Below are 26,163 nucleotides of genomic sequence, written 5' to 3' on the forward strand. Positions count from 1 at the left end.
TTAAAAGTCGATTTTATAACTTATAGATGGAATAATCGGGAACAAACTGTACTGTCTTAGCACTTCTTCTCTTTCTGCTGTGCCATCAGGATTAGTGGTATACTTCGTTGTCCTCGAAAGGAAAAATGGATTTCTTCGGCTGTACGCATTGTATGCACCTATAGACCATGTACGCGTATATCTCTTACGTTCTCTTGTAAAATCAAAACCGACATCAAGTCTATGATAATCACCCATTCTGAAATCATTTCTTTCTTTAAAATACTCGATAAAACCAGAAGAAGGACCATATTGATTATCCGTAACTGTAGGAACTAAAGATTCCGCGAAAGTAATCGCATTACCTGTTCCATAAACCCATGTTGCAGCAAAACTCACGCGCTTCGAAATTTCATAAATTCCTACAATGGAAAGATCATGCCTTCTATCAAACTTGAAAGGATACCAATTCCCAAAATTCTTATCATCAAATTGTCTATTAGACCACGAAAGTGTATATCCTACCCAACCCGTCAATCGACCTTTTTTCTTTTGCAAAAAGACTTCCGCACCATATGAATTTCCTTGCCCTTGGGTTACTTGATCTTGCCAGTCTCCTAGGTTAAATAAAGAAGCTCCTTCCTTGTAACCGATCAAGTTCTTCATTTCTTTATAGTAGGCTTCCACACTAAATTCATATTGATCACCATAGGTTTTCGCGATACCTAATGCAACTTGCCAAGAATCTTGAGGTTTAATCCGCTCGGTAGTCGGTAACCATTGATCTGAAGGCAACCCTAGATTTTCGTTGGTTAAATACTGAACATACTGACGCATTGTTGCAAAAGATGCCTTCAGTGCATAAGAATTAGGCAGTCTAAAATTAGCTGAAATCCGCGGCTGCAATGATGTATAATTAGTGTTGTTCAAGGAGAAACCTGAAAAATGCAAACCACCATTTACTTTAAGATAATCTGTGATTTTATAGTCGTCCTCGATAAAGGCATTGTATTCTAATGAATTCACAATATCCTGCCCAAAAATCGTATCTAAAGCAATTCCTTGAACACCATTATTTGTAATATCAGCATTAATTTCGAACAATCCTGGATTAAACTTATGCATGATTCCCTGAGCACCAAATTTCACAAAATGATTAGGTAACGGAATGTAGTCAAAATCTACTCTTAAGGATAAGTCATCGATTCCTGAATCATAATTAGCACTCAGATTCTCACCATCTACAACTTCGCCAGCATCATTAAAATCCTCAGATCTACTTCCTATCAGCGTGTTAAAATTATACCTAGAATAGGTAGCAGTAACATTGCTGAATAATTTATTCGTCCACAAGTGATTCCATCTCGCAGCGGTCGTAATATTCCCCCACCCCAAGTTAAATTTTGTGGATTGTTCTGACTTCCCAAAGTTGCCATCTGAGAACTCTTCTACTGTACTCACATAAAACTTATCGTCACCTGTATAAGCACTTAAGTACAATCGATCTTTGTCAGAAATTCGATAATTTAGCTTCGCATTTAAATCATAAAAATAATATCCGAAAGTACCTTCTGCACCTTCTTGCCTTAAGCCATAACTGATAAGCGGTCTTGCTAATACATCAATATATGTCCTTCGAGCAGAAACAATAAAGGAAGCCTTATTCTTTACGATCGGCCCCTCGAAAGTAAACTTAGAAGAGATCAGGCCTACTGAAGCAGAACCATGATATTCTTGGTTATTACCTTCCTTCATGTTAATTTCTAATACCGAAGATAGTCGTCCTCCATACCGTGCTGGGAATCCACCTTTAGTCAATTTCACATCCTTTATAGCATCTGCATTGAAAACAGAAAAGAAACCGAAAAGGTGATTCGCATTATATACAGGAACGCCATCTAATAGAATCAAGTTCTGATCTGGTGATCCACCTCGAACATAAAGTCCAGACTGCCCTTCCCCACCAGACTGCACTCCTGGTAACAATTGGAGTGTTTTCAGTACATCCACTTCACCTAAAAGCGCAGGAATTTTCTTGATTTGAGCAATCGGAACATCGATGACACTCATTTCTGTTTTCTCCTCAATTTTCTGAGCATTAGTCGCCACAATTTCCACAGTTTCTAACTCCACAGACTCACCCAAGTTAATATTTAAAGTAACGTCTTTATCAAGGTAAATACCGATAGATTGGGACTGATATCCGATATAAGAAAAGTTTAAATAAACAGAATCTTTAGGAAGTGTAATACTGTAAAACCCATAGAGATTCGAAACGGTTCCCACTCCATTTGTGGTCTCGAAAAGGTTGGCAGAAATTAATTCCTCCCCTGTCGAAGCATCTCGAATGTATCCGGAAATAGTGTATTTCTCCTGGGCTGACAGGCTTATAGATAAGACTATCCCAAGGAACAATAGTAGTTGTTTTGTCATTCCAATTGTTTTTCTGTGTACTAGAACGAACAAAATTAGGTATTGTTACAGTATATATAATAAAGTTTTGACATTTAAGTCGAAAGTAACTCCCTGTAAATTTTCCTTTTGAAAAGCATGAAATCAACCAACCTTTTGTTTAATCACGGCGTCTATAAAAGAAAAAAATCATGAAATATCTAATCTATATATTGAGTTTCGCATTTATCATTTCTTGTAATAAAGATCCAGACCCTGAAATAGATGATTCCGTTCCAGCTTGTATCCAAGCGCAGATAGATACCTTTAAGGCCAATTCTGATCCGTGTTCACAAAGAGGACCAAGCGTAATAGAATATAAATTTCAGGATGAAACCGTTTATGCTTTTGATATGGGTCAATGTATTTCTGATGGAAGTACGATGATTCTCAATGCTACGTGTGAAAATATCTGCACATTAGGGACCATTATCGGAATAACAGAATGTCGAGGTGAACAATTTAGTAATGCAGTGGAAGTTAGGGTGCTATGGCAAGAATAATTTCGGTTTTTTGTTTTTAGTTTTTTGTTACAGTGAGTAACCAAAGGAGCTTGGATTTCAGTCCGAGGAAAAAAGAGCGAGATCGAAGATCGAGTGAATTTTAACTTTTGTTTCTTGACAAATAAGCTACATCAGTTTCATAAAGGTAAGTCCTCAGATTAAGTTCTTAAACAGGAGCTTGGACTTCAGTCCGAGGAAGAAAGAGCGAGATCGAAGATCGAGTGAATTTTATTTTTTGCTACTTGACAATTAAGCTACATCAGTTTCATAAAGGTAAGTCCTCAGATGAGATTCTTAAACAGGAGCTTGGACTTCAGTCCGAGGAAGAAAGAGCGAGATCGAAGATCGAGTGAATTTTATTTTTTGCTACTTGACAATTAAGCTACATCAGTTTCATCAAGGTAAGTCCTCAGATGAGATTCTTAAACAGGAGCTTGGACTTCAGTCCGAGGAAGAAAGAGCGAGATCGAAGATCGAGTGAATTTTATTTTTTGTTACTTGACAAATAAGCTACTTCAATTTCATCAAGGTAAGTCCTCAGATTAGGTTCTTAAACAGGAGCTTGGACTTCAGTCCGAGGTGGAAAAAACGAGATCGAAGATCAAGTGAATTTCTCCCGATGATAAAGCAAATCGTTTATTGCTTCAACTTCCTTACAGCAAATTCTTAATACCAAGTAATCAATATTCTAAAATTGAAAATCATTTAGTTTTTCTATCTTTCAATAATATAATCGAAATTGAAGGATTTAAACAACATATCAAGACTATCTAGACTGACAGCAATATTGACTATGCTGCAATCTAAGAAAATATTGACCTCAAGCGAAATAGCCAAGAAATTTGATATTAGTAAACGGACTGCCTACCGAGACATTAAAGCTTTAGAAGCTTCTGGAATTCCTATCTACACGGTAGAAGGAAAAGGATATTCTTTAGTCGATGGTTTCAATGTTCCACCGGTCATGTTTACGGAAGAAGAAGCAAATGCCTTAATTACTGCACACCACATTATTCTTCAAAACAGAGATAAATCCTTAGTTAAGAATCATTCATCTGCAATAGAAAAACTGAAAACCACCCTTAAGTCAGCAGGTAAAGAGAAGGTTGAATTATTAAGCCAACGAGTGGCTTATATGAAAAATTTTAAACGCGAAAATTCCAGCGACTCCTTATCCGACATACAAAAAGCAATTACAGATTTAAAAATTATTAAAATAGATTATGTGAACGCAGCGGGTGTTTCTTCTTCCCGTGAAATAGAACCTCAAGCGCTTTATCATACACAAGAAAATTGGATCCTAATTGCTTGGTGTAGAAAGCGAAACGCCTTTCGCGAATTCAGATTGGATCGTATTCAAAAATTGGTCGTACTTAATCAAAAATTTGATGATCGTTCATTTCTTCTTTTAGATTACTTTGCTGAATTAATTGAATTGGCTAAGAAGCATTCATAAAGAGCACTATAGACTCCTTACCTACGGAACTTATCTCATCATCACACTAGCAATTTCATAGTATTACCTCTAGTGAGCCTATGAATATTGCGGTTTAAATTTAAACTTAAAATTTCATCATAAACTAATACCTCGAAAAAGGTGTCGCACCTACGGAGCTGATATTATATGCTCTTTCAGAGCTACATAGGTTTAGTACCTACGGCACCACATCACATTAGCAATTTCATAGTATCACCTCCAGTGAGCCTATGAATATTGCGGGTATACATTTGAATTTAAAATTTTATCATAAACTAATACCTCGAAAAAGGTGTCGCACCTACGGAGCTGATATTATATGCTCTTTCAGAGCTACATAGGTTTAGTACCTACGGCACCTCATCACAATAGCAATTTCATAGTATCACCTCTAGTGAGCCTATGAATATTGTGGGTATCCATTCAAGAATCTCAAGAAAAACACATAATCAATAAATTTATTTGCACCCCATAGCACACCCTTGCCAAAGGGTTGTCATTCCACTACCTTAAACTTGTGCAAACATTAAAAAATAAAACAATGAGCAAAGTAAAATTAGATGGATTCAAAATTATTGGTATTTCTAAAAGAACAATTAACGGCCATGATACTGGCGCTATAGATATTCCTGCACTTTGGCAAAAATTCATGGGTCAAAAAATAATGGAACAGATTCCAAACAAAGTAAGTGAAGAGATCTTCGCAATCTATACCGATTATGAAGGCGATTTCACCAAGCCATATACTTTTATACTTGGATGCAAGGTTAGTAGTCTAGATGAAATTCCTGAAGGAATGGTTTCTCTAGAAATAGCTCTATGCCATTATGAGCAAATTACCATCAACGGAGATTTGACTCAAGGGGTTATGGTTTACCAAGCATGGGAGAAAATTTGGAAAATGGATATCAATCGATCCTACCAATCAGATTTTGAGATTTACGGTGCTAAAACCATGAATCCAAATGATGCAGAAGTAGACATTTTCGTTTCTGTTTAGTATCTTTCTAGAAAAATGGCTGCAAATAAAACAATTCCGACTGATGAAAGTGTAGATATATACATTGACACTTTACCTAATGAACGAAAACAAAACGAAGCACGCCAGGTCCTTGAAATGATAAAAGATATAACTGAAAGGGCGCCACGAATGTGGGGCCCTTCTATCATTGGGTTTGATCGAACATCTTATAAACATGGAGAAATGCCTATGCTTGCTTTCTCACCTAGAAAAACAAACTTCGTATTCTACATCATTAATGATACAGAAGAACAAAATAACTTACTGAAGAACTTAGGCAAATATAGAACTGGGAAGGTTTGTTTGTACGTCAACAAACTTGCGGATATTAACTTAGAAGTTTTAGAGAAACTTCTAAAATCCTCATGGGATAGAGCTCTAAAAGGTGGTAAAAATGTTGGCACTTGCTAATTCATGACCATAAAAAAATTAAGATATGACAGAATCAATGAAAGTCTGGCAGGAGATGCTAGACAAACGCAGTTTAGCCAAGTACTTTGAAGGAGTTTTCAACAAAATAGGAATCGAAGTAGAAGATACTGGTGAACGATTTACAGTAATTCATCGATCAGATAAATTTGAAATGGTAGAAGGCATTTCATCAGATGTTGATTATGAAATCAAACTGAAAGCACAAAACATAAGTAATATGAAAGCTCACGGTGATGATGGCGTCATCAATGCGGAGGAATCTTTCAGGATCATGAGTGTTTTGTTTACCCCATTAACTATCGCTTCTTTACAAAACCCAGTTTTATCTCAACCTTTTTTCCGTAAGCTTTCTGGCATCGAAAACCATATTACGGTTTATCTCGACCATCCTGAAACTGATGAATATGCAGTACATACTTTGATTTATATTAACAAAGAATGGATTGTCGTTCCTGGCGCACACGGCCACGCGAAACGTGTTTTTCGATTGAGACCTAGTGATGCAATAGATTATCAACGTCAAGTTTTCACTGCTCTTAATGACGGCAGTCTAAAAGGTTGGCAATCATTTAAGAAATGGTATTTCAATTGGCGAAAAAGTGTAAGTGAGAAGAGATAACTTCGAAATCGTTCTACATTTTACAATATGTGACTGCACGTAAAACCGTTCATTTTCAAAGGAGAATTACTCATAAAAAAAATGCAGCCACTCTTAGTGTCTAAGAAGTAGCTGCATTAAAAATCATTTTGTTTTTTCCTACAAGGTGTGACCTCCGTGATATTCCCTTTTTACAAACTGGTTAGCTGGGTCATAATTTAGGATTTTCATATTCTCACCATCCCATCTAAGTTTCCTTCCTACTCCAGTATAAGCCATATGTTTCTTACCGTTATTAGAGACTTCCTCTTGAGTATATAAGCTTCTAATTGCGAGATTCCCCATCAGAACGATTTCTGAGAAAGGTCCTGCATAGTCAAAATCAGAACTTGCTTCCGCTTCTCCTCTAATCGCTGCTATCCAGTTACGCTGGTGGTTTTTCTCTTTTACTCTTGTAATTGTTGGTGTCGGAGCCTCGAATTGTTCATCTCGTGATTTCGGTAAAAGTCTTGGATTAGCTCCATAACAATCACACATTAATTTTCCTTTTGATCCAACGAAAAGAACTCCACCATCATTATTACCCATAGGTTCATCATCAGCTAATTCTTCAGGTCTAGGAGGCATCATTCCTCCATCATACCATGTTAACTTAACCGGTGGTAATCCATCTCTTTCTGGAAATTCATAGTAAACCATACTTGCAGGTGGAGGGCTATCTAATGAGTCTACACGCGACCAATTCACCACTTTGAATGGCGCAAATGCTTGTACTGCTGATGGATATTTCAGTTTTAATGCTCTAACAGCTGGGTCCATAACATGACAAGCCATATCTCCTAAGGCTCCTGTTCCGAAGTCCCACCATCCTCTCCAATTAAAAGGTTGGTATCCATTATGATATGGTCTTTTCGGAGCAGTTCCGAGCCATAAATCCCAATTTAAATAATCAGGAACTGAAATAGAACCTTCTGGTCTTTTCATCCCTTGTTCCCAGACTGGTCTATTTGTCCAACAATGCACTTCTTTTACTTCACCTATAGCATCTGCCTCTATCCATTCTGTAATAATACGAACACCATCTCCCGACGATCCTTGATTTCCCATTTGAGAAACAATATCATATTTATTAGCTGCTTCAGTAAGCATTCTTGCTTCATAAACATCATGAGTCAACGGTTTCTGAACATAGACATGCTTTCCTGCTTTCATCGCCATCATTGCTGGCGGTGCATGCATATGATCTGGTGTAGAGATAGTCACTGCGTCTATCTTATCACCCATTTCCGCAAACATTTCTCTATAATCTTGGTATCTAGCTGCTTTAGGAAACATTTCGAAAGACCTCTTTGCTTCTTTCGAACTCACATCACATAATGCAACGACATTCTCTTTTGATGAATTGGTAAGGCTATTAAATCCTGCAGCATCTCTGATATCACTATGTCCTTTTCCCCCGGCTCCTACTGCAGCTAAATTAATTCTATCATTAGCTGCGGTAAAACCTACTCCTCCTAGTATATCCCGAGGTACGATCATTATGCCGCCTACGCTTAAGCTTGATTGCTTAATAAATGTTCTTCTACTTGACTTTTTTTTCATATTTCGTGTTTAGAACTTTAATATAGAAATTCTTGTCAAATATAGGAATACAATAAAAGATTTTCTTCAATTCTAATTTCAAAATATCTAAAGTAATCATTAAAACCATGTAGATTACTTAGATTCTGAGCATTATTTTTCATTTATTCAAACTTTTATAATAATTAAATTAAAAATATTTAATATGCAATTTCATGCTTGCATTCAAAATTTTTATCTTGATCAATAATGAAAAACGACATGGAAAACAATTATTTATCCAGTATTAAAAAGCAATTTGCTTACTACAAATTGCTTGGTGATAGAACTTTTGAACAGTTATCCGATGAAGACTTATTTAAACCACTCGGTGAAGATGTTAATTCAATTGCCATCATAGTAAATCACCTTAGTGGGAATATGAAAAGCCGATTTACAGACTTCTTAACGAGTGACGGCGAAAAAGAATGGAGAAATCGAGATGAAGAGTTTCTAGATTTAATCAAAAATAGAAAGCAATTGCTGAAATATTGGGAAGATGGATGGAAAATCGTATTTGAGGCAATCGATCAAATTCAAGATCTCAATACCATTGTATATATAAGAAACCAGGGACATACGGTTACTGAAGCTCTTAACCGACAAATGGCTCATTATGCTTACCATGTAGGTCAGATCGTTTTAGTAGGTAAATTTTATAGCGGTCACAATTGGAAAAGCTTAACCATTCCGAAGGGAGACTCTAAAGCATTTAACAAGGCAAAATTTGACAAAGAAAAAAGTAGAGGCCACTTTACGGATGATTTCTTGGGTTCATGATTCCTTGATAAAAATTTAATATTTCATTAAATTATTATACATAACAAATTAGAATTAACAAACTATAGAACACTATGAAAGCAATACTATTCTTTTTAACATCATTCATGATTTTCGCATTAAATGGAAATACACAGTCCATTCAAACCATTGATTCAATAGCATTATTTTCAAAAAATATCGATGGTTACGACACTTACCGAATTCCAGCTATTGTAACCGCTGGCGATGGAACGCTTTTAGCTTTTTGTGAAGGTCGAAAGGATGGCCAAGGCGATGCTGGAAACATTGACATTTTATTAAAAAGATCATCAGATAATGGAAAAACCTGGAGTGACCAAGTGGTTATCTGGGATGACGGGACCAATACATGTGGGAATCCATGCCCTGTCGTAGATGAAGTAACAGGTGAGATTCATTTGTTATTAACACATAATATAGGTAGTGATCATGAGACCGATATTATTCGAAAAACAGCTGAATCCACAAGAACAGTCTGGGTCATGAAAAGTAAGGATAATGGCAAATCTTGGGATAAACCAAGAGAAATAACTTCAACAACAAAGAAAAAAGATTGGGGATGGTATGCTACAGGACCTGGCAATGGAATTCAATTGAAATATGGGCCTCATAAAGGTCGGTTAGTTATTCCGTGTGACCATAGTTTCGATGATCCAAAAGGAAAAGTTAGAAATGGTCCGTATGAATATGGTTCACATATTATCTATAGCGACGATCACGGACTAACATGGCAATTAGGTGGGACTATTAAACCTAAGGTAAACGAATGTCAAGTTATTGAAAAGAATGATGGCAATGGCACTATGCTAATGAACATGAGATCATATGGCTATAGCAATAGAAGAACGCATTCTACAAGTTATGATGGTGGTTTGTCCTGGACAGCCCCGATTACAGTAGAGGAACTTGTGGAACCAGTCTGCCAGGCTAGTTTTATAAGATATTCTTGGAAGGATAATCACAATGAAAGTTTACTTATGTTTTTAAATCCGGCAACATCAGGTGGGCGAAGGAACTTGAGTTTTAGAATGAGTTATGATGAAGGAAAGTCTTGGCCGTTTATACGAACAATTTTCCCTGGTCCTTCTGCTTATTCTAGTATTACAAAAATGGATGATGGAAACATGGCCTTGTTCTATGAAGGTGGAGTGAAGTCGCCATATGAAAACATCATCTTCCAATCCATTAAAATCCTAAATAAGTAGAAGCGATTAACTCAAATTTTACATCTTAATATTTAGTAGATTGCTGATAAAAAAAATTCAGGCTGATTTTAACATAAGCATCAATATCACGAAAATTGGTAGTCAGTTATAAAAAAACCCGATGTTTTTCTAACTCATCTAGAAAACACTCTTTTAATGCATAACACACTTATAGAATAGGTTAAAGACAAATAAAAAATGGAAACGAATTTAACAGGAATTATAGCCGCACCTTACACTCCATTCGACGAGAATGGTGAAATAAATTTAAAAATTATTTCAAAATATGCTGATTACCTAAAGAAAAATGGCGTCAGCGGTGCATTCGTTTGTGGGACAACAGGTGAAGGCCTATTGATGAGCATTGAAGAGAGAAAAGCAGTTGCGGCAGAATGGATGAAGCACAGAGATGATCAATTTAAAATCATCGTTCATGTAGGTGCTACTTCTTATAAAGATGCTTCTTCATTGACTAGACATGCCTGTGAAATCGACGCAGATGCATTTAGCGCTATGGGACCTCTTTTTTTAAAACCAGATCATGTAGATGATTTGATATCCTATTGTCAAGAAATTGCGCAGGCTGGAGCTAGCAAACCATTTTTCTACTACCATATTCCTAGTGTCTCAGGCGTAAATCTACCTATGGTGGAATTCCTTAACAAAGCTGAAAGTAAAATCCCCAACCTTGCTGGGATAAAATTTACACATAACAACATGATGGAAATGCAATTATGCATGAATTTAAATGATAAGAAATGGAATATTTTGCATGGTCAAGATGAAACTTTATTGGCAGGGTTAACACTTGGGGCAAAAGGCGGAGTAGGAAGCACCTATAATTACATGGCACCACTTTACATTAAAATAATCGAAGCATACAATAATGGTGATATAGAAAGTGCTGCAAATTATCAGCTCCTAGCAGCAAAATTCATCTCCTACCTCATAAAATATGGTGGCGGAGTAATCGGAGGAAAGCCATTGATGAAACTAGTTGGCGTAGATTGTGGGCAACTAAGAACACCTTGCAGAAACAATACGAGCGAAGACATAAAGGAATTTGAAAAAGCTATTATGGCACTAGATCTCCTTCAATATTTCCACCAATCTTAATAACTGATTCTTATCATGTGTAGAAAACATAAACTTATAAGCAGCTATTCTTATCAGTAAGATTATTCAGCAAAACTTAATGCAAGATTAAGACCCTTTAAATCTTAGACAACTTGTAGAGCTCTAATTCATTATGCTCCATTTCGACTGAGAGTATATACTGTCCAGAAGGTACATCAGGAATATTCAGAGCGTTTTCACCTTGCAAAAGTGCAACAGAATTAGCATATAATTTTTTACCATTCATATCAAATAACTCCAGGCTAACATTCGACCTTTTAAAATTTGAAAAAAGTAAAATATTAGACATTGCCATAGAGGCATATTCAATGGTCTTCCCTTCACGACTACCAGTTATCTGGATAATCTTACTGGTTTCTGAATGACCATCATAATCGCGTTGCACCAGTCGGTAAAAATAACTGATTGAAGTATTCAAACTCCGATCAACAAATGCGTAATCATAAGAAAAACTAGTTGTCCCTTTGCCATTCACAAACCCTATTTTCGAAAATGAAATGCCATCAGTACTTCGCTCTACCACAAAACCTTCATTGTTTATTTCTGAAGCCGTTTTCCACGTGATTAGATTATTACCTTGCTCTTTCTTTCCTTTCAAATAAACATATTCCACGGGCACTATAATAGAACAAGTCTCTCCAGAAACAGCTATGTTCTCACATTCCGAATTCGCTGGTGCAGTCCAAGTAAAAGTGCTCGAGCATCCTGGTCCTGTTGAGTTATCTTGACTTGTATAATAGACATAATTCTTATCGAGGCTTCCCATGACCCATTCTTCTGTATCATCCCAGAAGATATAAATTCCCGCAATTGGTCCGTAAAGTGGCCGATCATTCATGGTCCCATTTTGAGCAAATGAATTGGAAATACAATATTCATCTACGGCAATCACTTGAGCATTGATCTGCAATACCATGAAATTTAAGACACAAATAATAAATATTCTATGAAATTTTGGAGCTAGCTTCATTTTTAGTTTTGGGATGGAAAGGTTCCATTTAATGAAATAATATAATTTACGCCTAAACTTGGTTGATAGTTTGAAACCTGTTGGCTTAGTCCTGCATTCGAAGTATCAAATATATTATCTGTTCCTAAATCTTTAAAATTAGAGGTACTCCCTTCAATAAAAAGGGGTGATTCACCTGTTTGTCCTGAAACGAATCGATCTTTTCCTATTTCATCGGTAATACTTGAACCCAGGATCATTGATCCTGATGCCGTATGTGTATGGGAAGGAATATGAGTACTATTTAATAAAATAGACTTATCACCCATCCTTTCACCTAAACTATAACTATTTATACCAGGGACATTGCCTGGTTGAAGCGGTGCTCGACCTCTTAAATCAGGCAAAGCAAAGGTGGTTTCTCCGTCTCCGCCATAATATGTTCCCAGCAACGCGTAAAGTGACTGATTTTGATTAATTGCTAATAATTGTCCCTCGCAAAAAGCCCATCCTCTCGGCGCAAAATTTCCTGCAAATAGAATAATTTCTCCTAAAAATGGATCTACAGAATATGCTTCACTAATTATTGGGGTTTCATTTTTACTATCCTGATTATGTAAGAATGAAAAAGAAAGAATATTAACAATGAGTAAAATAGACAGTGTGGATATGATATTTCGCTGCATATAACTTGATATGTTTTAATTAAAAAAATTAATTAGAAGAAGGGTATGTTCCAAAAAGCGCAATAATATAATTCAAACCTAATCCAGGTTGCATATTAGAAAACGCTTGATTATTCCCTTCAGTAGAAATACTTATATCTAAATTTTCAGCTGAATTTACAGTAGTATTTATATTATCAGTATAAATAGGAGTTGTCCCTGTATTAACTGCAAGATGATTTCCTTCGCCTATACTAGATGTAGCTAGACCATCACCTAAATATAATTTCGCACTTACTTGGTGACTGTGACTTGGAAGATTGTTAATATTTAAGGAGGTTTCATTTTCTCCTAATTTCTGTCCTAAACTAATATGATTTAAACCAGGACCTGATCCTTGACCGACAGCGACTCTTCCCCTCAGGTCAGGTAAGCCAAAAGTGGTCTCTCCATCTCCTCCATAAGTTGTCCCTAAAATAGAGAATAATGCAGAATTAGAAGGTATAGACAGAAGCTGTCCGTCACAAAAAGCCCAACCTCGTGGCGCGAAGTTCCCTGCAAACAAAACTATTTCGCCAATAAAGGGATCGTTGGAAAAGCTCTCTTCGTTGGCAAAGCGCTGTTCTGACAAGGTGATTTCTGGTAATTCTTCCTTCTTGTGTTCAAGGTTAATAAAAGATAAGGTAGTTATATTAGCAGATACTAATATAAAAACGATTAATGCATTTTTGAGGTTCATAAACGTTTATATAAATGTCAATAAGGTTGGAACGATTTGTATCCGTTTTCCCTTAAAATATTAAATAAAGATTAAATATACTTTTTGTAATTTAAAAGCAAAATTAATTTATTAAATAAAAACCTTACTTTTATATTCAATGGATAAATCAAGCATTTACTACAAGGCTGAAAAGAAAGCTAAAACAAAGAAAAGAGCAATGATCAGCCTCATTACTTGGGCTGCATTTGCACTGTTTTTCATATTCATGGATATGAATGACGGATCGGTCTTCCTCGAATGGGCCTTCTACCCTATTTTCGGTTGGGGAATAGGCGTGCTCATTCAGTGTGTACGAGCGTTTGATTTTTTCGGCATGGGTGAAAAATGGGAAAAAGAAGAACTGCGCAAAGAAATCCTAAAAAGACAACAAGTCCTTAAAAATTTCGAGGACGAATATGGCGACATAGATGAATTAGACTTAGATGATCTTCGCGAAATTAGAAGAGAAACTAAGGATACTGACTTTGTCTAACCTTAACTTAATTTTGTCTCTTCTATAGCTCCATAATTCAGATGAATATCCTTTCTAACAGAATCAAGTACTTCCATTAAATCAAGACTATTCTGTAGACTCCATTTTGCACTTTCCTTCCTCCCTTCTTTCAGACAAGCGACCACTTCATCTATCTCGTATTTAAAAGAGAAAGGTCTAGTCCCGAACCCTTTTGTGATCGGCTCATCCATGTTTTTCTTAAATCTAGTGTACGCATTAGCCTCGTGCCATCTTCCATGTATTCTGATACATCCTTCATCTCCATAAATATATGCGTCGCAAGGAGAAAAGTACTGTAAACTTGAATTCAAAATCGCTTCTTCACCATTTTCGTAATCGAAAAGCATGACTAAATTCTTGTCTGTGCCATTAGGAAAATACTCCGCTTCTGCATTCATCCTGATTGGTTTCCCTAAGAATAAATAAGATAGGAAAATCGGATATATCCCAATGTCTAGCAAGCTTCCACCTCCTAAATTTTTATTACAAAGTCTTTTATCCGCATCATAAGGGAAATGGAAGCAAAAATCAGCTTTCACTCCACAAAGATTGCCTATGAGCCCATTCTTCACATCATTAAATGCTCCTAATATAGCAGGGTTAAATCTTGACCATAGCCCTTCCATCAAAAACAGATTCTTTTCTCGCGCTTTCTCAATCATAATCACCGCTTGTTCTCTATTGATAGCAAATGCTTTTTCGCACAAAACATTAAATCCAGCCTCAAGACACATCATGGTATTCTCATAATGATGCGAGTGTGGTGTGGCAATATAGATGATGTCTATTTCTTTATCTTGCATTAAATCTTCATAACTACCAAATGCCTTCTGAGCATTGAAAGTAGCTGCAAATTCATCCGCCTTTACTTGGCTTCTGGATGCTACTGCTCTAATCTCACATCCTTCTGTTTCATTCAGATCCTTTGCAAACTTTCTAGCTATTCCTCCAAGTCCTATGATTCCCCACTTAATTTTTTTCATTTTTCTACACGTTTTTGTTTGATGTAATTAATAAATTCTTTCATCAATTGGATGTAATTCATCTCTACCGAATCATATTTACAATCCAAGTCAAAAAAAATTCACTTAGCTTTTCATTCCATTTCTTAAATGAAATTGTAAATTAGCTAAAATGAAGGAAACAACTAAATTGATCGTCAATAGAATTTTCTCAATTCTTTCAGGCGTTGTTGCTGGTGCAATTGTAATAGGCATCCTTGAAAGAGTAAGTAATTCGATGCATCCATATCCTGAAAACCTTGATCCTACCGATTTAGACGCAGTTGCCAACCATATTAGTAGTTTGCCTATGAGTGCATTTATTACGGTACTTTTTGCACATGCAATCGGAGCTTTAGTCGGCGGATTTATTGCTAGTAAAATGGCTAAAGTTCAAAAACGTAGTGCTGCCTTATTTGTGGGATTAATTCTTTTAGTTGCTGGCGTGTTGAATCTAGTTTCGATTCCGCATCCGCTTTGGTTTAGTATAGCAGATGTAATTATTTATACGCCTTTTGCCTTACTAGGAAATGAGGTCAGAAAATTGATTTTTGGCACTACAGATTCCTAGTGTAAGCCGTTTTCATCCAATTAACCACTTCTTCATTTAAGTCATCTACTCCAGATATCTTAATTCTGTGTGTACACATGGTTCCGAAAGGGCCTGAATTTTCCAAAATCCCTGTTGGCTCTTGATCTTTTATCTTTAATCCAAGGTCGATTCTTGTTTTAGTTGCTGGTTTTATCAATGCGAATTGCTTAGCACGAATTAAACTGACACTTGTCTTCTTAGGGGTAATGGTCACATCGTCACCGAATTCAGAAACGATCGAGATGATCTCATCATAAATAGGTCTAAGACTTTCTTTCCCAGTATATTGTGCAGCAACTAAATCTATTTCTTCCTCATTATCTTTCTTCGCCAAACTCACGATTGTATTCGCAAATCCGTGGGTAACACCGTGTTCTCCTTTTAAAAACTTCATCGCCTCTCCATGCTTTGCAAAGTTCTTAGCTTTCAATATTTTCTTCCACTCATCTAATGATTTACCAGTCTTTTCTGGCATATTGTCGATCATTGTTTTTAATGCTTGTTCCATCCTTTTATTTCTTTTCTAATTCTTCTATTAATTTCAAATATAACATCTCATTTCCCTTTATAAAAAACTGCATAAGCTTCATATATTTTTCATTATTTCGATATCCGATTCCGTATGAAGTCACTTCTACTCGATCATCCCCGAGGTCATCAAATAAAATTACATTATAAAGTCGTTCAGAATCATCTTTGATAAATTCAGGAAAGTGAGGGTTTAATTCAGCTTGAAGAGTTATTAATTTATAAGGTACGAAATTTAAAATATTATTCGTAATTGTTGTGCTGTCCCCTATTGTACTTTCTGGATTATACACCGATTTCACACTACCTCCTATTCTTAGATCTACTTTTGCTTTGGTAACAGCCCAGCTTTCCCATCCTTCGCTTGTTGTGAATGCTTCCCATACTTCGTCTATTGATGCATTGACCTCGAATTTCTGCGCTAAGATTAATTCTCCATTTATACTGGAATCGATCTTTGATTCTACTTGAGCTAAAACATTGACATAAAATAAAACAAAGAATGCAATTGTGAATTTAGTTTTCATATTAAGAGCTAATGTAAGTAATATGAAATAACAATAATTGTAAAAAATTAACCTGCTAGGCTATAGGGAAGAAATTTAGTTCATCATTATGATTATTGATGATAAAATCGCTAGGATTAATGCCACAAAATTGCTGAAACTCTTTTATAAAATGAGATTGGTCAGAAAAACCACATTGATAGCTAATATCAGTCCAATTTACTTTCGTTTTATTCTGGATCAAATTTAATATTCTATTAAATCTTAAGATTCGATGTGAGAGTTTAGGAGTGAGTCCGTGGTACTTTTTAAACTGGCTGATAATATGTTTCTGCGAGTAACCTATAGAACCGATCGCTTCTTTATGCTTCGAAAAAGGAGTCGTTATAAGCAAGTCAAATAAAGATATAATATCAGAAGGCACCACTATGCACCTATCTAAATGGGTATTCAGAAACTTACATACACAAGCGAATTTTTCATTTACATTAACTGAATTTATAATTAGCTTTCTAAGTTCTAATACAGCTCCTTTAAAAACCAATTCTGCATCTATCACTTTATTAGCTATCAAACTTAAGTCCGTTTTTAAAATAGGATAAGCACCTAAAGGCTTAAACTGAACAACCATCATCGAAGATTTCTGTGGAGCTGAAATGGAAAGAAAGTCTTTTTGTGTACCTGAAATCCAAGCTTTAGTAAAGCGATCTTTTTCTTTTAGGTCAATATTTTCATACGTAAAACGAGGTAAATCATCTAACTCGATTAACAGAAAAACATGGCCTGTTGGAACTACCCTTTCAATGCTATGATCAGGATGAAAATCACGAAAATAAAAGACCGATTCTACGTAAGCCGATAGGTCTTTTTCAATATCTAAAGCGTGGTAAACCATGATGATTTAGAATTAAAATTGTATAAATACAAAAAAGCAGCGAGGATTTTCGCCTCACTGCTATATTATTTTCTTCCGTACTATTGCTAACTATTTCACAACAACAATTTTCTTGATTACACTATCCGCACCACTGGTCACATAGATAAAATAATAACCAGCAGTTAACCCTTTTAAATTTATTCTTTCAAAATACACTTGTGATGCATTCATTGAAAAATGTCTCAATATCTGACCATTCATATTAACCAGTCGAATGTCAACTTTGTCTTTTTGGTTAAGAGAAATTTCTGTATTCACATATTCCATTGCTGGATTAGGATAGACTTTCACCTCTTCAATTTCAGTATAAAATGGTTCTATTACATTATTAGGGTTCTCCGTATTCGGACTTCTTGTATTGATAATTCTTACTTCCTTCGATGTTGAATCTATACATGCTATACTAGATACAATCAACGTTGCATTGTAGATGGATTCTGCCACTGAAGGATCATTAGGATATCTAAATAATGGATCTTCTTCTTGTGAAGTAGAATTTTTAAGATCGCCGAATTTATATAACCAACTATTAGGCTTAGGAAAACTTAGATCTAGAAACTGCAATGTCTCTGTTTCTCTTACCGGTGAGGCCACAAGAAACTTAGCCGTTAACATTTGATCGGTTCTTTGTACTTCTGTTGTCAATGTAGAAGAACACCCACCAGCATCTGTAACTGTAACAGTATATGTTCCAGGACTCAATCCTATTATCTGTGAGCTAGTTGCTGATGTCGACCATAAGTATGTAAACGGTGATGATCCACCGCTAACTTGAACAGACAAACTTCCATCATTTTCTGATGTACAACCAGCTAACGAAGAAGTTAGATTCAATGTCATTGGATCTGGCTCCAAAATAGCAAAACTTGACTCATCTGAACAGCCATTTTCATCTGTAACCGTAACAGAATATACTCCTTGATCTAAGCCTGAGATCTCCTGCGAAGATTCTCCATTAGACCATTCATAGGTCAATTCTCCACTTCCACCATCTACTGAAATAGCAATAGCGCCATCATTTGCATTGAAACAAGAAACATCCTGCACCGCTCCTTGTAGTGTAAAACTAGCTCCGCCTTCTATAGTAACAGAAGTAGTTGCATTACATGATTTAGAGTCGGTAACCGTTACGACATAGGTACCAGGGCCTAAATTAATTAAGTCTTCACTGATTTGTCCATTGCTCCAGCTGATGGTGTAAGGACTACTACCTCCTGAAATGGTCAAATCTATACTTCCATCGAAATTTTCTCCACAAGAAGAATTTTCAAAAGATGTTTCCAATTCGATAGTACTTGAAGAAGCAATTTCAAAATTTTCTGTTATTGAGCAACCACTTTCGTCTGAGATGGTAACTTCATAATTTCCAGCCTCCTTATTTTCAATAGAATTCGTTGTTTCTCCAGATGTCCATAAGTAAGTAAGTACACCAGTTCCACCTATTGCGGCAATTGAAATAGAACCAGTGCTTCCTCCACAATCTACATCTTGTATTTCAGAACTGTTTATGGTAATCGGATCTGTTTCAGTTACTTCATAAGTAAAACTCGCAATTAGGCCATTATTATCTGTAATCGTAACCTTATATTCACCCGCAACTAAGCCACTGATATCTTCTGCTACCTCTCCATTAGACCATAAATATTCATAAGGTTCACTTCCACCATCCATGGTGATATCTATACTTCCACTTGCGTCTCCTCCACAATCGATGTGCACGATATCAGCACTAGCAGAAATGGAAGAAGGATCGAAGATCATAGCTGACGAAACAATAGAACATCCATTTTTATCGCTAATGGTTACTGAATAATCTCCTCCAGGTAAGTTTGAAATTGTAGAAGAAATTTGGCCATTAGACCACAGGTAAGTATAAGGAGAAGTTCCTCCATTTACTTCTAAGGAAATACTTCCATCACTAGCATCTGTAGAACTTACATTATTCGAAGAGATTGTTACTGATAGTAATTCAGGTTCTTCTATTGCTATACTCTTAACGGTTTGACATCCGTTGTTATCCGTAACCGCTAATTCATAATTTCCAGCAGTAAGTTGTTCAATATAATTCGTTCCTTCTCCAGAAGACCATACATACATGTATTCACCAGAACCTCCAGAAACTGAAGCAGTAATCGAACCACTCATCTCACTATTACATTGAACATCTGTTTTATCGAAAACGATTTCGATCTTGGTTGGTTCTATAATTTCGAAGGATTTAAATGTGGTAATGCCATCGTTATCATAAATAGTCACTGAATATGAACCTGCGCTTAGCCCAGATAAGTCTTTAGAATTCTCACCATTAGACCAGCTGTAGGAGTAAGGTTCTACCCCACCACTTAGACTAAGCTGAATGCTACCAGAGTTATCTCCAAAACATGTCAAATTAATAATTTCAGATTCAACTAAAATCGAATTAGGTTCGGAAACTACGAATGATTTTTCCAAAGGACAATCGTTAGCATCTATAATAGTAACATCATATATACCAGCTAATAAGCTGTCCAGATTTTGGGTGGTTTCTCCATTGGACCATGAAAAAGTATATTCTCCAGCTCCTCCTGAAACATCTAGGTTGATAGACCCGTCAGCCGCACCAGTCGATGTGGCATCTGTTACGTTTGCGCTTGCAATGATAGGATCAGGATTCTGGATGGTTACAGAAATATTGTCTGTACATCCATTAGCATCAGTAGCTGTAACAAAGTAAGTTCCAGCCGATAGACCCTCTATAATTCTAGTCGTCTCACCAGTCGCCCATAAGTACGTGTTAATTGGAGTTCCTCCTGTGTGCAAAATATCTATTCGTCCTGATTGATCATCGATACATAGTAAATCTTGATGCTTTTCACTTAACGTTAATGGAAGCACATCGTCGACAAAATAGCTTTTTAGCAATGTACAATTGTTAGCATCTGTAATAGTAAGACTATAGGTGCCCTTGTTAAGACTTGAAATATCAGGTGTAGTTGCACCGTTAGACCACTTATAGGTATAAGGCCCTACACCTCCTACGATTCCCGTTGAAATAGAACCACCTGAATTTCCACATAGATCATCCTGAATGATTGGGTTATCTCCCATTTTTGCAGGTTCCGTAATTTCAAAATCCATCGTTTCCATACAATTATTACCGAAAGTTACTGTGACAGAATAAAGTCCAGCAAGCCTTCCAGCAATTGCCTCGGAAGTTGCTCCTGTAGACCATAGAACGCTATACTGAGTAGCAGCATCACCCGTTACGGATATACTAATACTTCCAGAAGCATCGCCATTACATAATACATTTTGTTGTTCTACTAAATTGATTTCTAGTTCATCAGGAGCTATAATACTGTATTCTTCATCTAGCATTAAACAGCCATTAACATCTGTTACGGTCACACTGTAATCTCCAGGTTCAAGGTCCATGATCGAAGATGTAGTTTCTCCACTAGACCAAGCAAAACTATAAGGTGCATTCCCTCCACTAACATTATTTATTGCAATTGATCCATCATTTGCCTGAGGGCATGAAATATCTATAATAACAGGAGTAAAAGTTGGGTTAATTGGGCCTCCTTGAACAGTTAGTATTTCATCAAACTGACAACCATTCGCATCAATTATACTAATTACGTATTCTCCATAAGATAAGCCAGTTACATCTTGTGTAGATGCAAATGGACCGCCTTGAGGATCATTTTGGTTATACCAATTGATAGACTGATATGGTTGCACTCCTCCAGAAAGATTAGAAATGATAGAACCACTTCCTAGATCACATAAATCATCTACTATAATCGGATTAATTGACATTGCAGTTGGTTCAGCGATCGTTATATTTTGCAAATTAGCAGAGCAGCCTTCCATATCCGTAACCGTGACACTATAGGTTCCAGCAACCACACCTGACAAGTCCACCGTTTCTGCACCATTCGACCATTCTACTAAGTAGTCTCCCGATACCCCATTGATAGTTAAGACTATATTTCCACCAGCTTGGCCATTGCACTGAACATCATTTTTTGTATAGGATAATTGAATATCACTTATTCCCACTCGAATGTCATCGTAAGTGTTACATCCTGTTGCAATTTCTGTCACATCAACACTATAATAACCTGTTTCACTGACTGTGTATTGATGACTATTACTTAACACCGTTTCTTCGTCATTTCGCCACTCATATACAAATCCAGATGCAGGTCCCGCAATAATGGTTTGTGGATCTCCATCACAATTAACAATATCCTCACCAAGATCTAGGACAGGATTCATGGCATCATCCACTTGTTTAGATGCATTAATAGCACATCTGTTATATGAAGTTACCGTAACACTATAATTGATGCTTTGATTACCATCAGATGTATGCATTATCGTCGGTGTCGTCTCTCCTGTAGACCATAAATAACTTAAATTCGTGCCAGTTACAGTTGGATTTAATTCTAAACTTGATCCATCACATACTGTTTCAGTTGCTGGAGTAAAATCAATAGTAGGATAATCTAACCAAGCTACTTCCACGGAATCTCTTGCAACACAACCTCTGCTATCTTGCACAATAACATAAAATTTCTCTGTCACCATGAAATTCTTAGAAACATCAATGGTTTGAGTTGCTTCACCATTGCTCCATAAGTATGTCCAGCCTGTTCCTGAACCTGCATCCAGTGTTACAGTTTCACTGACGCAAACACTATCCACATTGCTTGAAGCAGAAACTGCTGGAGCGGAACATTCTACGAGCGTAAATCTCTCATCATATAAATTAGGAACGTCCATTCTGGTCGCATTATTCCCAGATATATTAATTGTTGAAATAGAGTCATTTAGCCAAGGAGCTCCACCTTCTAGAGTGCCCAGACTATTAATATTTCTCTTGAAGAAAACTAAATCTTCCTCATTGGAAATGTTAGGAATATCGGTAAATGGACCTTCTAAATAATGAAACTTTAAACTACCTCCAGTTGGATCAGAATTCCCTGATAAAATGTCATAATATCTTTTAATAGATTGATTAGTTCCTATAGTCTGGGGTTGGTGCCCTCGCTCTATATGTATGTCCGTCATTCCGGGTTTCAATAATTCTGCACCAATGTTTCCTAGATTTTTAAATGAGTCAAAATAAGATGAACTTGCCATTCCTTCTATTCTTATTTTCCCATTGATGCCATAGACTCTTCCAGTATTAGATTCGTTAAAGATCTTCGGCTCATGATTTCCATCTCCAAATAATCTAGGGCCATAACTAGGATCTAGAACGAGTTCCAAGGTGAATGTTTCAAGCTTTAAGTTACCTGGATTAGTAGAAAAAATATTGTTAACGGAAATGTTTCTTTGTAAGGTTTTATCACCAGAGGAACTTAGATCCACATTGTAAAAATTAGTTTGAGCGGCAGAAGAGCCTTGGATAAATTGAGTTCCATTACCGGCGAAATTAACCGTTGTTCGATCACCGACTTTAAATAAATTGGTAATTCCATTTTGAATAATATTACCTGTTACTAATATTTGACTTAAATCCAATGAGACCATCTGCATACCTTCAGTGGAAGAGTTATCTACATAATCACCCTCCACATATAAAATTGCACCATTTCTCAGATTAACATTACAATTTTCACAATAAAAGGCAGTTTGTCCCTTTACTTGACATATACCAAGGATGGAAAATAAGGTTATATAAAGTATATTTCTTTTCATTCTTACTGCATAATGGGGTTATTTAAATGGATTCAAAGCCATTAAAAATTAAAGTTTCATGATGTAAGCAAGGGCATAATATGGTGGTCGATTTTCGTGGGCATTTCCAGTCCCAGCAGATCCAGTATTACCAGTAACATCATGGCTATGATTACCTCCTTGTTTCGTACCACTTATATCTGAATCGTCAGTAGATCCATCAGCAACATTTCCAGAATTACAACCAACACAGCTCAGAACTACACCTCTAGACCCTAGGCCATGAGAATGGGAACCTGAATCATCCGTTGTTAGTGTACCTGATCCATGTGTATGTGCAGGTAATTGACTTGTTGTCAATGTAACGGTTTGTTCCCCTCCTGTAGCGTTTAATGCATATGTAGTCGTTCCCCCTATTCCAGAATTTCCAGTACCAACTATAAATCTACCTCTAAGATCTGGTGTTCCATTGTTTCCGTCACATATCGCCCAACCAGTTGGAGCGGTTGTGCCTCGCCACATGATTATTCCTCCTTTCGGTGTTCCAATGGTTTCCCATCCTAGATCAGTATAAACTTGATATGCATCATCTGTTGTATTATAGATGGTATTTCCCACAGTTGCTGACGAAGGTCGATTTCCATTTGATACCTTAGGTGGAATCATCCCTTTGCTTCCTCCGCTTTCAATATTTAACACTGCGTCTGCGGGCACAGTTTGGGTATTAATTCCAACTTTTTGGGCATGTAATGCTGATCCTGCAAGAACTACTATCGACAATGCAGTGAGGGCTATTTTTATTTTCTTTACAATTTTCATAATTGATATATTTTCTGACTTTTACTTGATGGTTATGGTTTGAATATTAGAGATTAGCACTACACCTTTGACAGTGTATGCCTTTATCTGATATTGATAATTTGTATTTTCTTGAATGGACTTATCTTCGTAAGTAGTCGTTGTCAAAAGCGCCGAAGCTGGACTTAATTTTCCGTCATTTTCAGATCGAAAAACCATATAGCCCCGATACTGAAAATCCTTGTCCTCCTCCCACTCTAATTCTACTTGTTTTTTATTCTTTCTATATTTGCTACCCGACAAATTAATACGTTGCTCACCCGAAATATCTTTAGATTTCGACTTAATAGTAAACACATTAGATGCAGGTGAAATATTTCCAGCATCATCCTTCGCAACTACTTTATAGCAAAGCATTTCGCCCTGAACAGGGTTCTTGTCGCTAAATGTAAGGGCATCTACACCGAGGTCATCATTTATACTCACCCAATTCTTATCACTCTTTTCACATCGAAAGACCTGGTAACCTACTACATCCAGATCTGGACTAGCAATCCACTGAAGATTTACCGATTCTTCCTGGCTAGTAACATTGACAATTACTGGTGCCTGTGGTGATACTGTATCAGGTGTCATGACCTTATCAGAAATCAGCCATTCACTTTCGTTATTAAAGGTATCAACTGCTGCAACCGCATAATACAAGGCAAGCTCGGATTCACCCGCCAGTATATTTTCATATTTTTCTTCTTTTAATGGTTCAGGAATAATCAACTGAAAATCATCTTTTGTAGGATTTTCTTTATCAGACCTCATAATTTTGTATCCCCAAAAATCATCGGTTTTTATTCCTTTCCAAGTCAAACTAACTTTCCCTGGCTCCACATTAACACCCAAGTCATAAGGATTAGGTGGCGGAGTCAAATCTGAAACTATGATGTATTTTAATTCTGAAAGGCTTGAATTCTTAGCTTCATCCAATGCTTCTATGTGATACATATATGTGCCTGGACGATCTATCGGATCGACAAAACTCGTTCCAGTGAGCAACTTATCATTTCTCTGAACGTAAGTTGTATCACCATTAAAGCTTCTATAAACATTGTATCCTTTAACATCATTGCTTCTTGACTTATCCCACCCAATAGTTATTTCCGTATCTGTATTAGAAAGCGTGATATCAGAAACTTTAGCAGGAGGAGTCTCGTCTAATGATTTGACAAATATTTCAGGGCTTCCTTGTCCTTCATCACCGAACGCATCTATTGCCTTAAATACATAATAGTAGGAAGCCTTAGTTACCAAAGTATCTTCGAAAAAATAATCTGGATACCGAATTATGCCAAACTCATCAGGCGCTTGCCCAGGTATAATTGGTGTATTATTAATCTTTGTAAATGTTGTTTCTCCATCAGCCCGCCGATAGGCATTGACCGCAAAATACCGATCTGTTTCTGGCAACCAAGTAAAAGTGTTCCTTGAACCGCTCTGAAAAGCTAACCTCGTTTCTTTCGGAGGTGCTACTGGTAAATCCGTTTCCAGACTTTCTTCTTCAGATATACCGAGTTGGCTGTTGTTAGCTGTACGCTCTATCTTGTATCGATAATTTTTCCCTTTTATAACATTATGATCATCATACCTTATTCCAATAAATTTTGCGAAATCATCGGAAACCATGGATTTAACAAGTATGTAGAATTTAAGAAGTGGCTCATCTTGGGCACCTTCTACATATCGGGCAGCCATTTGTTTATAATTCTTTAATTCTTGATCTTGCTCATTAGCAATTTCTTCTATGTCAATTTTAATTGGGCTTTCATTCAGCTTAATGTATGCCCCGCCATTTTCAGATCGAAAGACGTCAAAACCATCGGCATTAACCAATTCTTCTGGAAACCACTTGACTAAAATAGTACCATCTATTGATTTTGTTTTAACCAATTCGTTTTGTGCAAAGTTGGAATAACCTTGCAGTATAAATATGAGTAATATTATATGTTTCATCATTTTTTTCATAAC

Annotated in this window: 22 protein-coding genes; 10 read left to right on the forward strand and 12 right to left on the reverse strand. The window is 36.4% G+C overall.

What is annotated here, in order from left to right; translation table 11 throughout:
* Positions 1-2,412, reverse strand: a complete 2,412-nt coding sequence (locus L2586_RS08510) for a TonB-dependent receptor (RefSeq protein ID WP_235292448.1) — start codon at positions 2,410-2,412, stop codon at positions 1-3.
* A gap of 170 nt (positions 2,413-2,582) precedes the next feature.
* On the opposite strand from L2586_RS08510, the gene L2586_RS08515 reads away from it, so the two are divergent.
* The 5 genes from L2586_RS08515 (at position 2,583) to L2586_RS08535 (ending at position 6,482) form a co-directional block, all read left to right on the forward strand.
* Complete coding sequence (locus L2586_RS08515; protein WP_235292449.1) at positions 2,583-2,933, forward strand: DUF6970 domain-containing protein; 351 nt, start codon at positions 2,583-2,585, stop codon at positions 2,931-2,933.
* Positions 2,934-3,672: 739 nt separating this feature from the next.
* Positions 3,673-4,389, forward strand: coding sequence for a helix-turn-helix transcriptional regulator (locus tag L2586_RS08520; RefSeq protein ID WP_235292450.1), 717 nt, complete (start codon positions 3,673-3,675; stop codon positions 4,387-4,389).
* Positions 4,390-4,951: 562 nt separating this feature from the next.
* A complete protein-coding gene (locus L2586_RS08525; RefSeq protein ID WP_235292451.1) occupies positions 4,952-5,410 on the forward strand; it encodes a GyrI-like domain-containing protein in 459 nt (152 codons plus the stop codon).
* Between the two features lie 15 nt (positions 5,411-5,425).
* Complete coding sequence (locus L2586_RS08530) at positions 5,426-5,842, forward strand: DUF1801 domain-containing protein (RefSeq protein WP_235292452.1); 417 nt, start codon at positions 5,426-5,428, stop codon at positions 5,840-5,842.
* A 25-nt stretch (positions 5,843-5,867) separates the two neighbouring features.
* Entirely contained in the window at positions 5,868-6,482 is a 615-nt protein-coding gene (locus L2586_RS08535) for a hypothetical protein (protein WP_235292453.1), read from the forward strand.
* A gap of 138 nt (positions 6,483-6,620) precedes the next feature.
* Here L2586_RS08535 and L2586_RS08540 read toward each other — a convergent pair whose 3' ends face one another.
* Entirely contained in the window at positions 6,621-8,063 is a 1,443-nt protein-coding gene (locus L2586_RS08540) for a Gfo/Idh/MocA family protein (protein ID WP_235292454.1), read from the reverse strand.
* A gap of 228 nt (positions 8,064-8,291) precedes the next feature.
* On the opposite strand from L2586_RS08540, the gene L2586_RS08545 reads away from it, so the two are divergent.
* From L2586_RS08545 to L2586_RS08555, 3 genes are all read left to right on the forward strand, one after another.
* On the forward strand, positions 8,292-8,861 hold the full coding sequence (locus tag L2586_RS08545) for a DUF1572 family protein (protein ID WP_235292455.1): 570 nt from the start codon (positions 8,292-8,294) through the stop codon (positions 8,859-8,861).
* Between the two features lie 74 nt (positions 8,862-8,935).
* A complete protein-coding gene (locus L2586_RS08550) occupies positions 8,936-10,087 on the forward strand; it encodes a sialidase family protein (protein ID WP_235292456.1) in 1,152 nt (383 codons plus the stop codon).
* Between the two features lie 198 nt (positions 10,088-10,285).
* Entirely contained in the window at positions 10,286-11,203 is a 918-nt protein-coding gene (locus tag L2586_RS08555) for a dihydrodipicolinate synthase family protein (RefSeq protein WP_235292457.1), read from the forward strand.
* Between the two features lie 97 nt (positions 11,204-11,300).
* On the opposite strand, the gene L2586_RS08560 is transcribed toward L2586_RS08555, so the two are convergent.
* The 3 genes from L2586_RS08560 to L2586_RS08570 are packed head-to-tail and all read right to left on the reverse strand — an operon-like array spanning position 11,301 to position 13,577.
* Complete coding sequence (locus L2586_RS08560) at positions 11,301-12,140, reverse strand: T9SS type A sorting domain-containing protein (protein ID WP_235292458.1); 840 nt, start codon at positions 12,138-12,140, stop codon at positions 11,301-11,303.
* 56 nt (positions 12,141-12,196) lie between these two features.
* Positions 12,197-12,859 carry a phage tail protein gene (locus L2586_RS08565; protein WP_235292459.1) on the reverse strand — a complete coding sequence of 221 codons (663 nt, stop codon included), beginning with the start codon at positions 12,857-12,859 and terminating at the stop codon, positions 12,197-12,199.
* A gap of 28 nt (positions 12,860-12,887) precedes the next feature.
* Positions 12,888-13,577 carry a phage tail protein gene (locus L2586_RS08570; protein ID WP_235292460.1) on the reverse strand — a complete coding sequence of 230 codons (690 nt, stop codon included), beginning with the start codon at positions 13,575-13,577 and terminating at the stop codon, positions 12,888-12,890.
* Positions 13,578-13,716: 139 nt separating this feature from the next.
* Here L2586_RS08570 and L2586_RS08575 point away from each other — a divergent pair, with 139 nt between their 5' ends.
* Positions 13,717-14,091, forward strand: coding sequence for a 2TM domain-containing protein (locus L2586_RS08575; protein ID WP_235292461.1), 375 nt, complete (start codon positions 13,717-13,719; stop codon positions 14,089-14,091).
* 2 nt (positions 14,092-14,093) lie between these two features.
* Here L2586_RS08575 and L2586_RS08580 read toward each other — a convergent pair whose 3' ends face one another.
* Complete coding sequence (locus tag L2586_RS08580) at positions 14,094-15,095, reverse strand: Gfo/Idh/MocA family protein (protein ID WP_235292463.1); 1,002 nt, start codon at positions 15,093-15,095, stop codon at positions 14,094-14,096.
* Between the two features lie 151 nt (positions 15,096-15,246).
* Here L2586_RS08580 and L2586_RS08585 point away from each other — a divergent pair, with 151 nt between their 5' ends.
* Entirely contained in the window at positions 15,247-15,684 is a 438-nt protein-coding gene (locus tag L2586_RS08585; protein ID WP_235292464.1) for a hypothetical protein, read from the forward strand.
* On the opposite strand, the gene L2586_RS08590 is transcribed toward L2586_RS08585, so the two are convergent.
* From L2586_RS08590 to L2586_RS08615, 6 genes are all read right to left on the reverse strand, one after another.
* A complete protein-coding gene (locus L2586_RS08590; RefSeq protein WP_235292465.1) occupies positions 15,671-16,213 on the reverse strand; it encodes a DUF4287 domain-containing protein in 543 nt (180 codons plus the stop codon). The genes L2586_RS08585 and L2586_RS08590 overlap by 14 nt on opposite strands.
* Before the next feature lie 4 nt (positions 16,214-16,217).
* Complete coding sequence (locus L2586_RS08595) at positions 16,218-16,760, reverse strand: SRPBCC family protein (protein ID WP_235292466.1); 543 nt, start codon at positions 16,758-16,760, stop codon at positions 16,218-16,220.
* Between the two features lie 55 nt (positions 16,761-16,815).
* Positions 16,816-17,634 (reverse strand): helix-turn-helix domain-containing protein, encoded by an 819-nt coding sequence (locus tag L2586_RS08600; RefSeq protein WP_235292467.1) that lies wholly within the window; start codon positions 17,632-17,634, stop codon positions 16,816-16,818.
* A gap of 90 nt (positions 17,635-17,724) precedes the next feature.
* Complete coding sequence (locus L2586_RS08605; RefSeq protein ID WP_235292468.1) at positions 17,725-23,367, reverse strand: T9SS type A sorting domain-containing protein; 5,643 nt, start codon at positions 23,365-23,367, stop codon at positions 17,725-17,727.
* 48 nt (positions 23,368-23,415) lie between these two features.
* Positions 23,416-24,165: a phage baseplate protein gene (locus L2586_RS08610; protein WP_235292469.1), complete on the reverse strand. Its 750-nt coding sequence runs from the start codon at positions 24,163-24,165 to the stop codon at positions 23,416-23,418.
* Positions 24,166-24,186: 21 nt separating this feature from the next.
* Positions 24,187-26,148, reverse strand: a complete 1,962-nt coding sequence (locus L2586_RS08615) for a fibronectin type III domain-containing protein (protein ID WP_235292470.1) — start codon at positions 26,146-26,148, stop codon at positions 24,187-24,189.
* Between the last annotated feature and the right edge of the window lie 15 nt (positions 26,149-26,163).

It is taken from the genome of Portibacter lacus, from assembly GCF_021533215.1.
GTDB lineage: Bacteria > Bacteroidota > Bacteroidia > Chitinophagales > Saprospiraceae > Portibacter > Portibacter lacus.

Coding starts and splice junctions, on each gene's coding strand:
- L2586_RS08595 (WP_235292466.1), bottom strand. CDS start 16,760: ATGAAAACTAAATTCACAATTGCATTCTTTGTTTTATTTTATGTCAAT.
- L2586_RS08600 (WP_235292467.1), bottom strand. CDS start 17,634: ATGGTTTACCACGCTTTAGATATTGAAAAAGACCTATCGGCTTACGTA.
- L2586_RS08515 (WP_235292449.1), top strand. CDS start 2,583: ATGAAATATCTAATCTATATATTGAGTTTCGCATTTATCATTTCTTGT.
- L2586_RS08570 (WP_235292460.1), bottom strand. CDS start 13,577: ATGAACCTCAAAAATGCATTAATCGTTTTTATATTAGTATCTGCTAAT.
- L2586_RS08615 (WP_235292470.1), bottom strand. CDS start 26,148: ATGAAACATATAATATTACTCATATTTATACTGCAAGGTTATTCCAAC.
- L2586_RS08555 (WP_235292457.1), top strand. CDS start 10,286: ATGGAAACGAATTTAACAGGAATTATAGCCGCACCTTACACTCCATTC.
- L2586_RS08580 (WP_235292463.1), bottom strand. CDS start 15,095: ATGAAAAAAATTAAGTGGGGAATCATAGGACTTGGAGGAATAGCTAGA.
- L2586_RS08585 (WP_235292464.1), top strand. CDS start 15,247: ATGAAGGAAACAACTAAATTGATCGTCAATAGAATTTTCTCAATTCTT.
- L2586_RS08540 (WP_235292454.1), bottom strand. CDS start 8,063: ATGAAAAAAAAGTCAAGTAGAAGAACATTTATTAAGCAATCAAGCTTA.
- L2586_RS08525 (WP_235292451.1), top strand. CDS start 4,952: ATGAGCAAAGTAAAATTAGATGGATTCAAAATTATTGGTATTTCTAAA.
- L2586_RS08610 (WP_235292469.1), bottom strand. CDS start 24,165: ATGAAAATTGTAAAGAAAATAAAAATAGCCCTCACTGCATTGTCGATA.
- L2586_RS08510 (WP_235292448.1), bottom strand. CDS start 2,412: ATGACAAAACAACTACTATTGTTCCTTGGGATAGTCTTATCTATAAGC.
- L2586_RS08530 (WP_235292452.1), top strand. CDS start 5,426: ATGGCTGCAAATAAAACAATTCCGACTGATGAAAGTGTAGATATATAC.
- L2586_RS08545 (WP_235292455.1), top strand. CDS start 8,292: ATGAAAAACGACATGGAAAACAATTATTTATCCAGTATTAAAAAGCAA.
- L2586_RS08535 (WP_235292453.1), top strand. CDS start 5,868: ATGACAGAATCAATGAAAGTCTGGCAGGAGATGCTAGACAAACGCAGT.
- L2586_RS08550 (WP_235292456.1), top strand. CDS start 8,936: ATGAAAGCAATACTATTCTTTTTAACATCATTCATGATTTTCGCATTA.
- L2586_RS08575 (WP_235292461.1), top strand. CDS start 13,717: ATGGATAAATCAAGCATTTACTACAAGGCTGAAAAGAAAGCTAAAACA.
- L2586_RS08605 (WP_235292468.1), bottom strand. CDS start 23,367: ATGAAAAGAAATATACTTTATATAACCTTATTTTCCATCCTTGGTATA.
- L2586_RS08560 (WP_235292458.1), bottom strand. CDS start 12,140: ATGGTATTGCAGATCAATGCTCAAGTGATTGCCGTAGATGAATATTGT.
- L2586_RS08590 (WP_235292465.1), bottom strand. CDS start 16,213: ATGGAACAAGCATTAAAAACAATGATCGACAATATGCCAGAAAAGACT.
- L2586_RS08565 (WP_235292459.1), bottom strand. CDS start 12,859: ATGCAGCGAAATATCATATCCACACTGTCTATTTTACTCATTGTTAAT.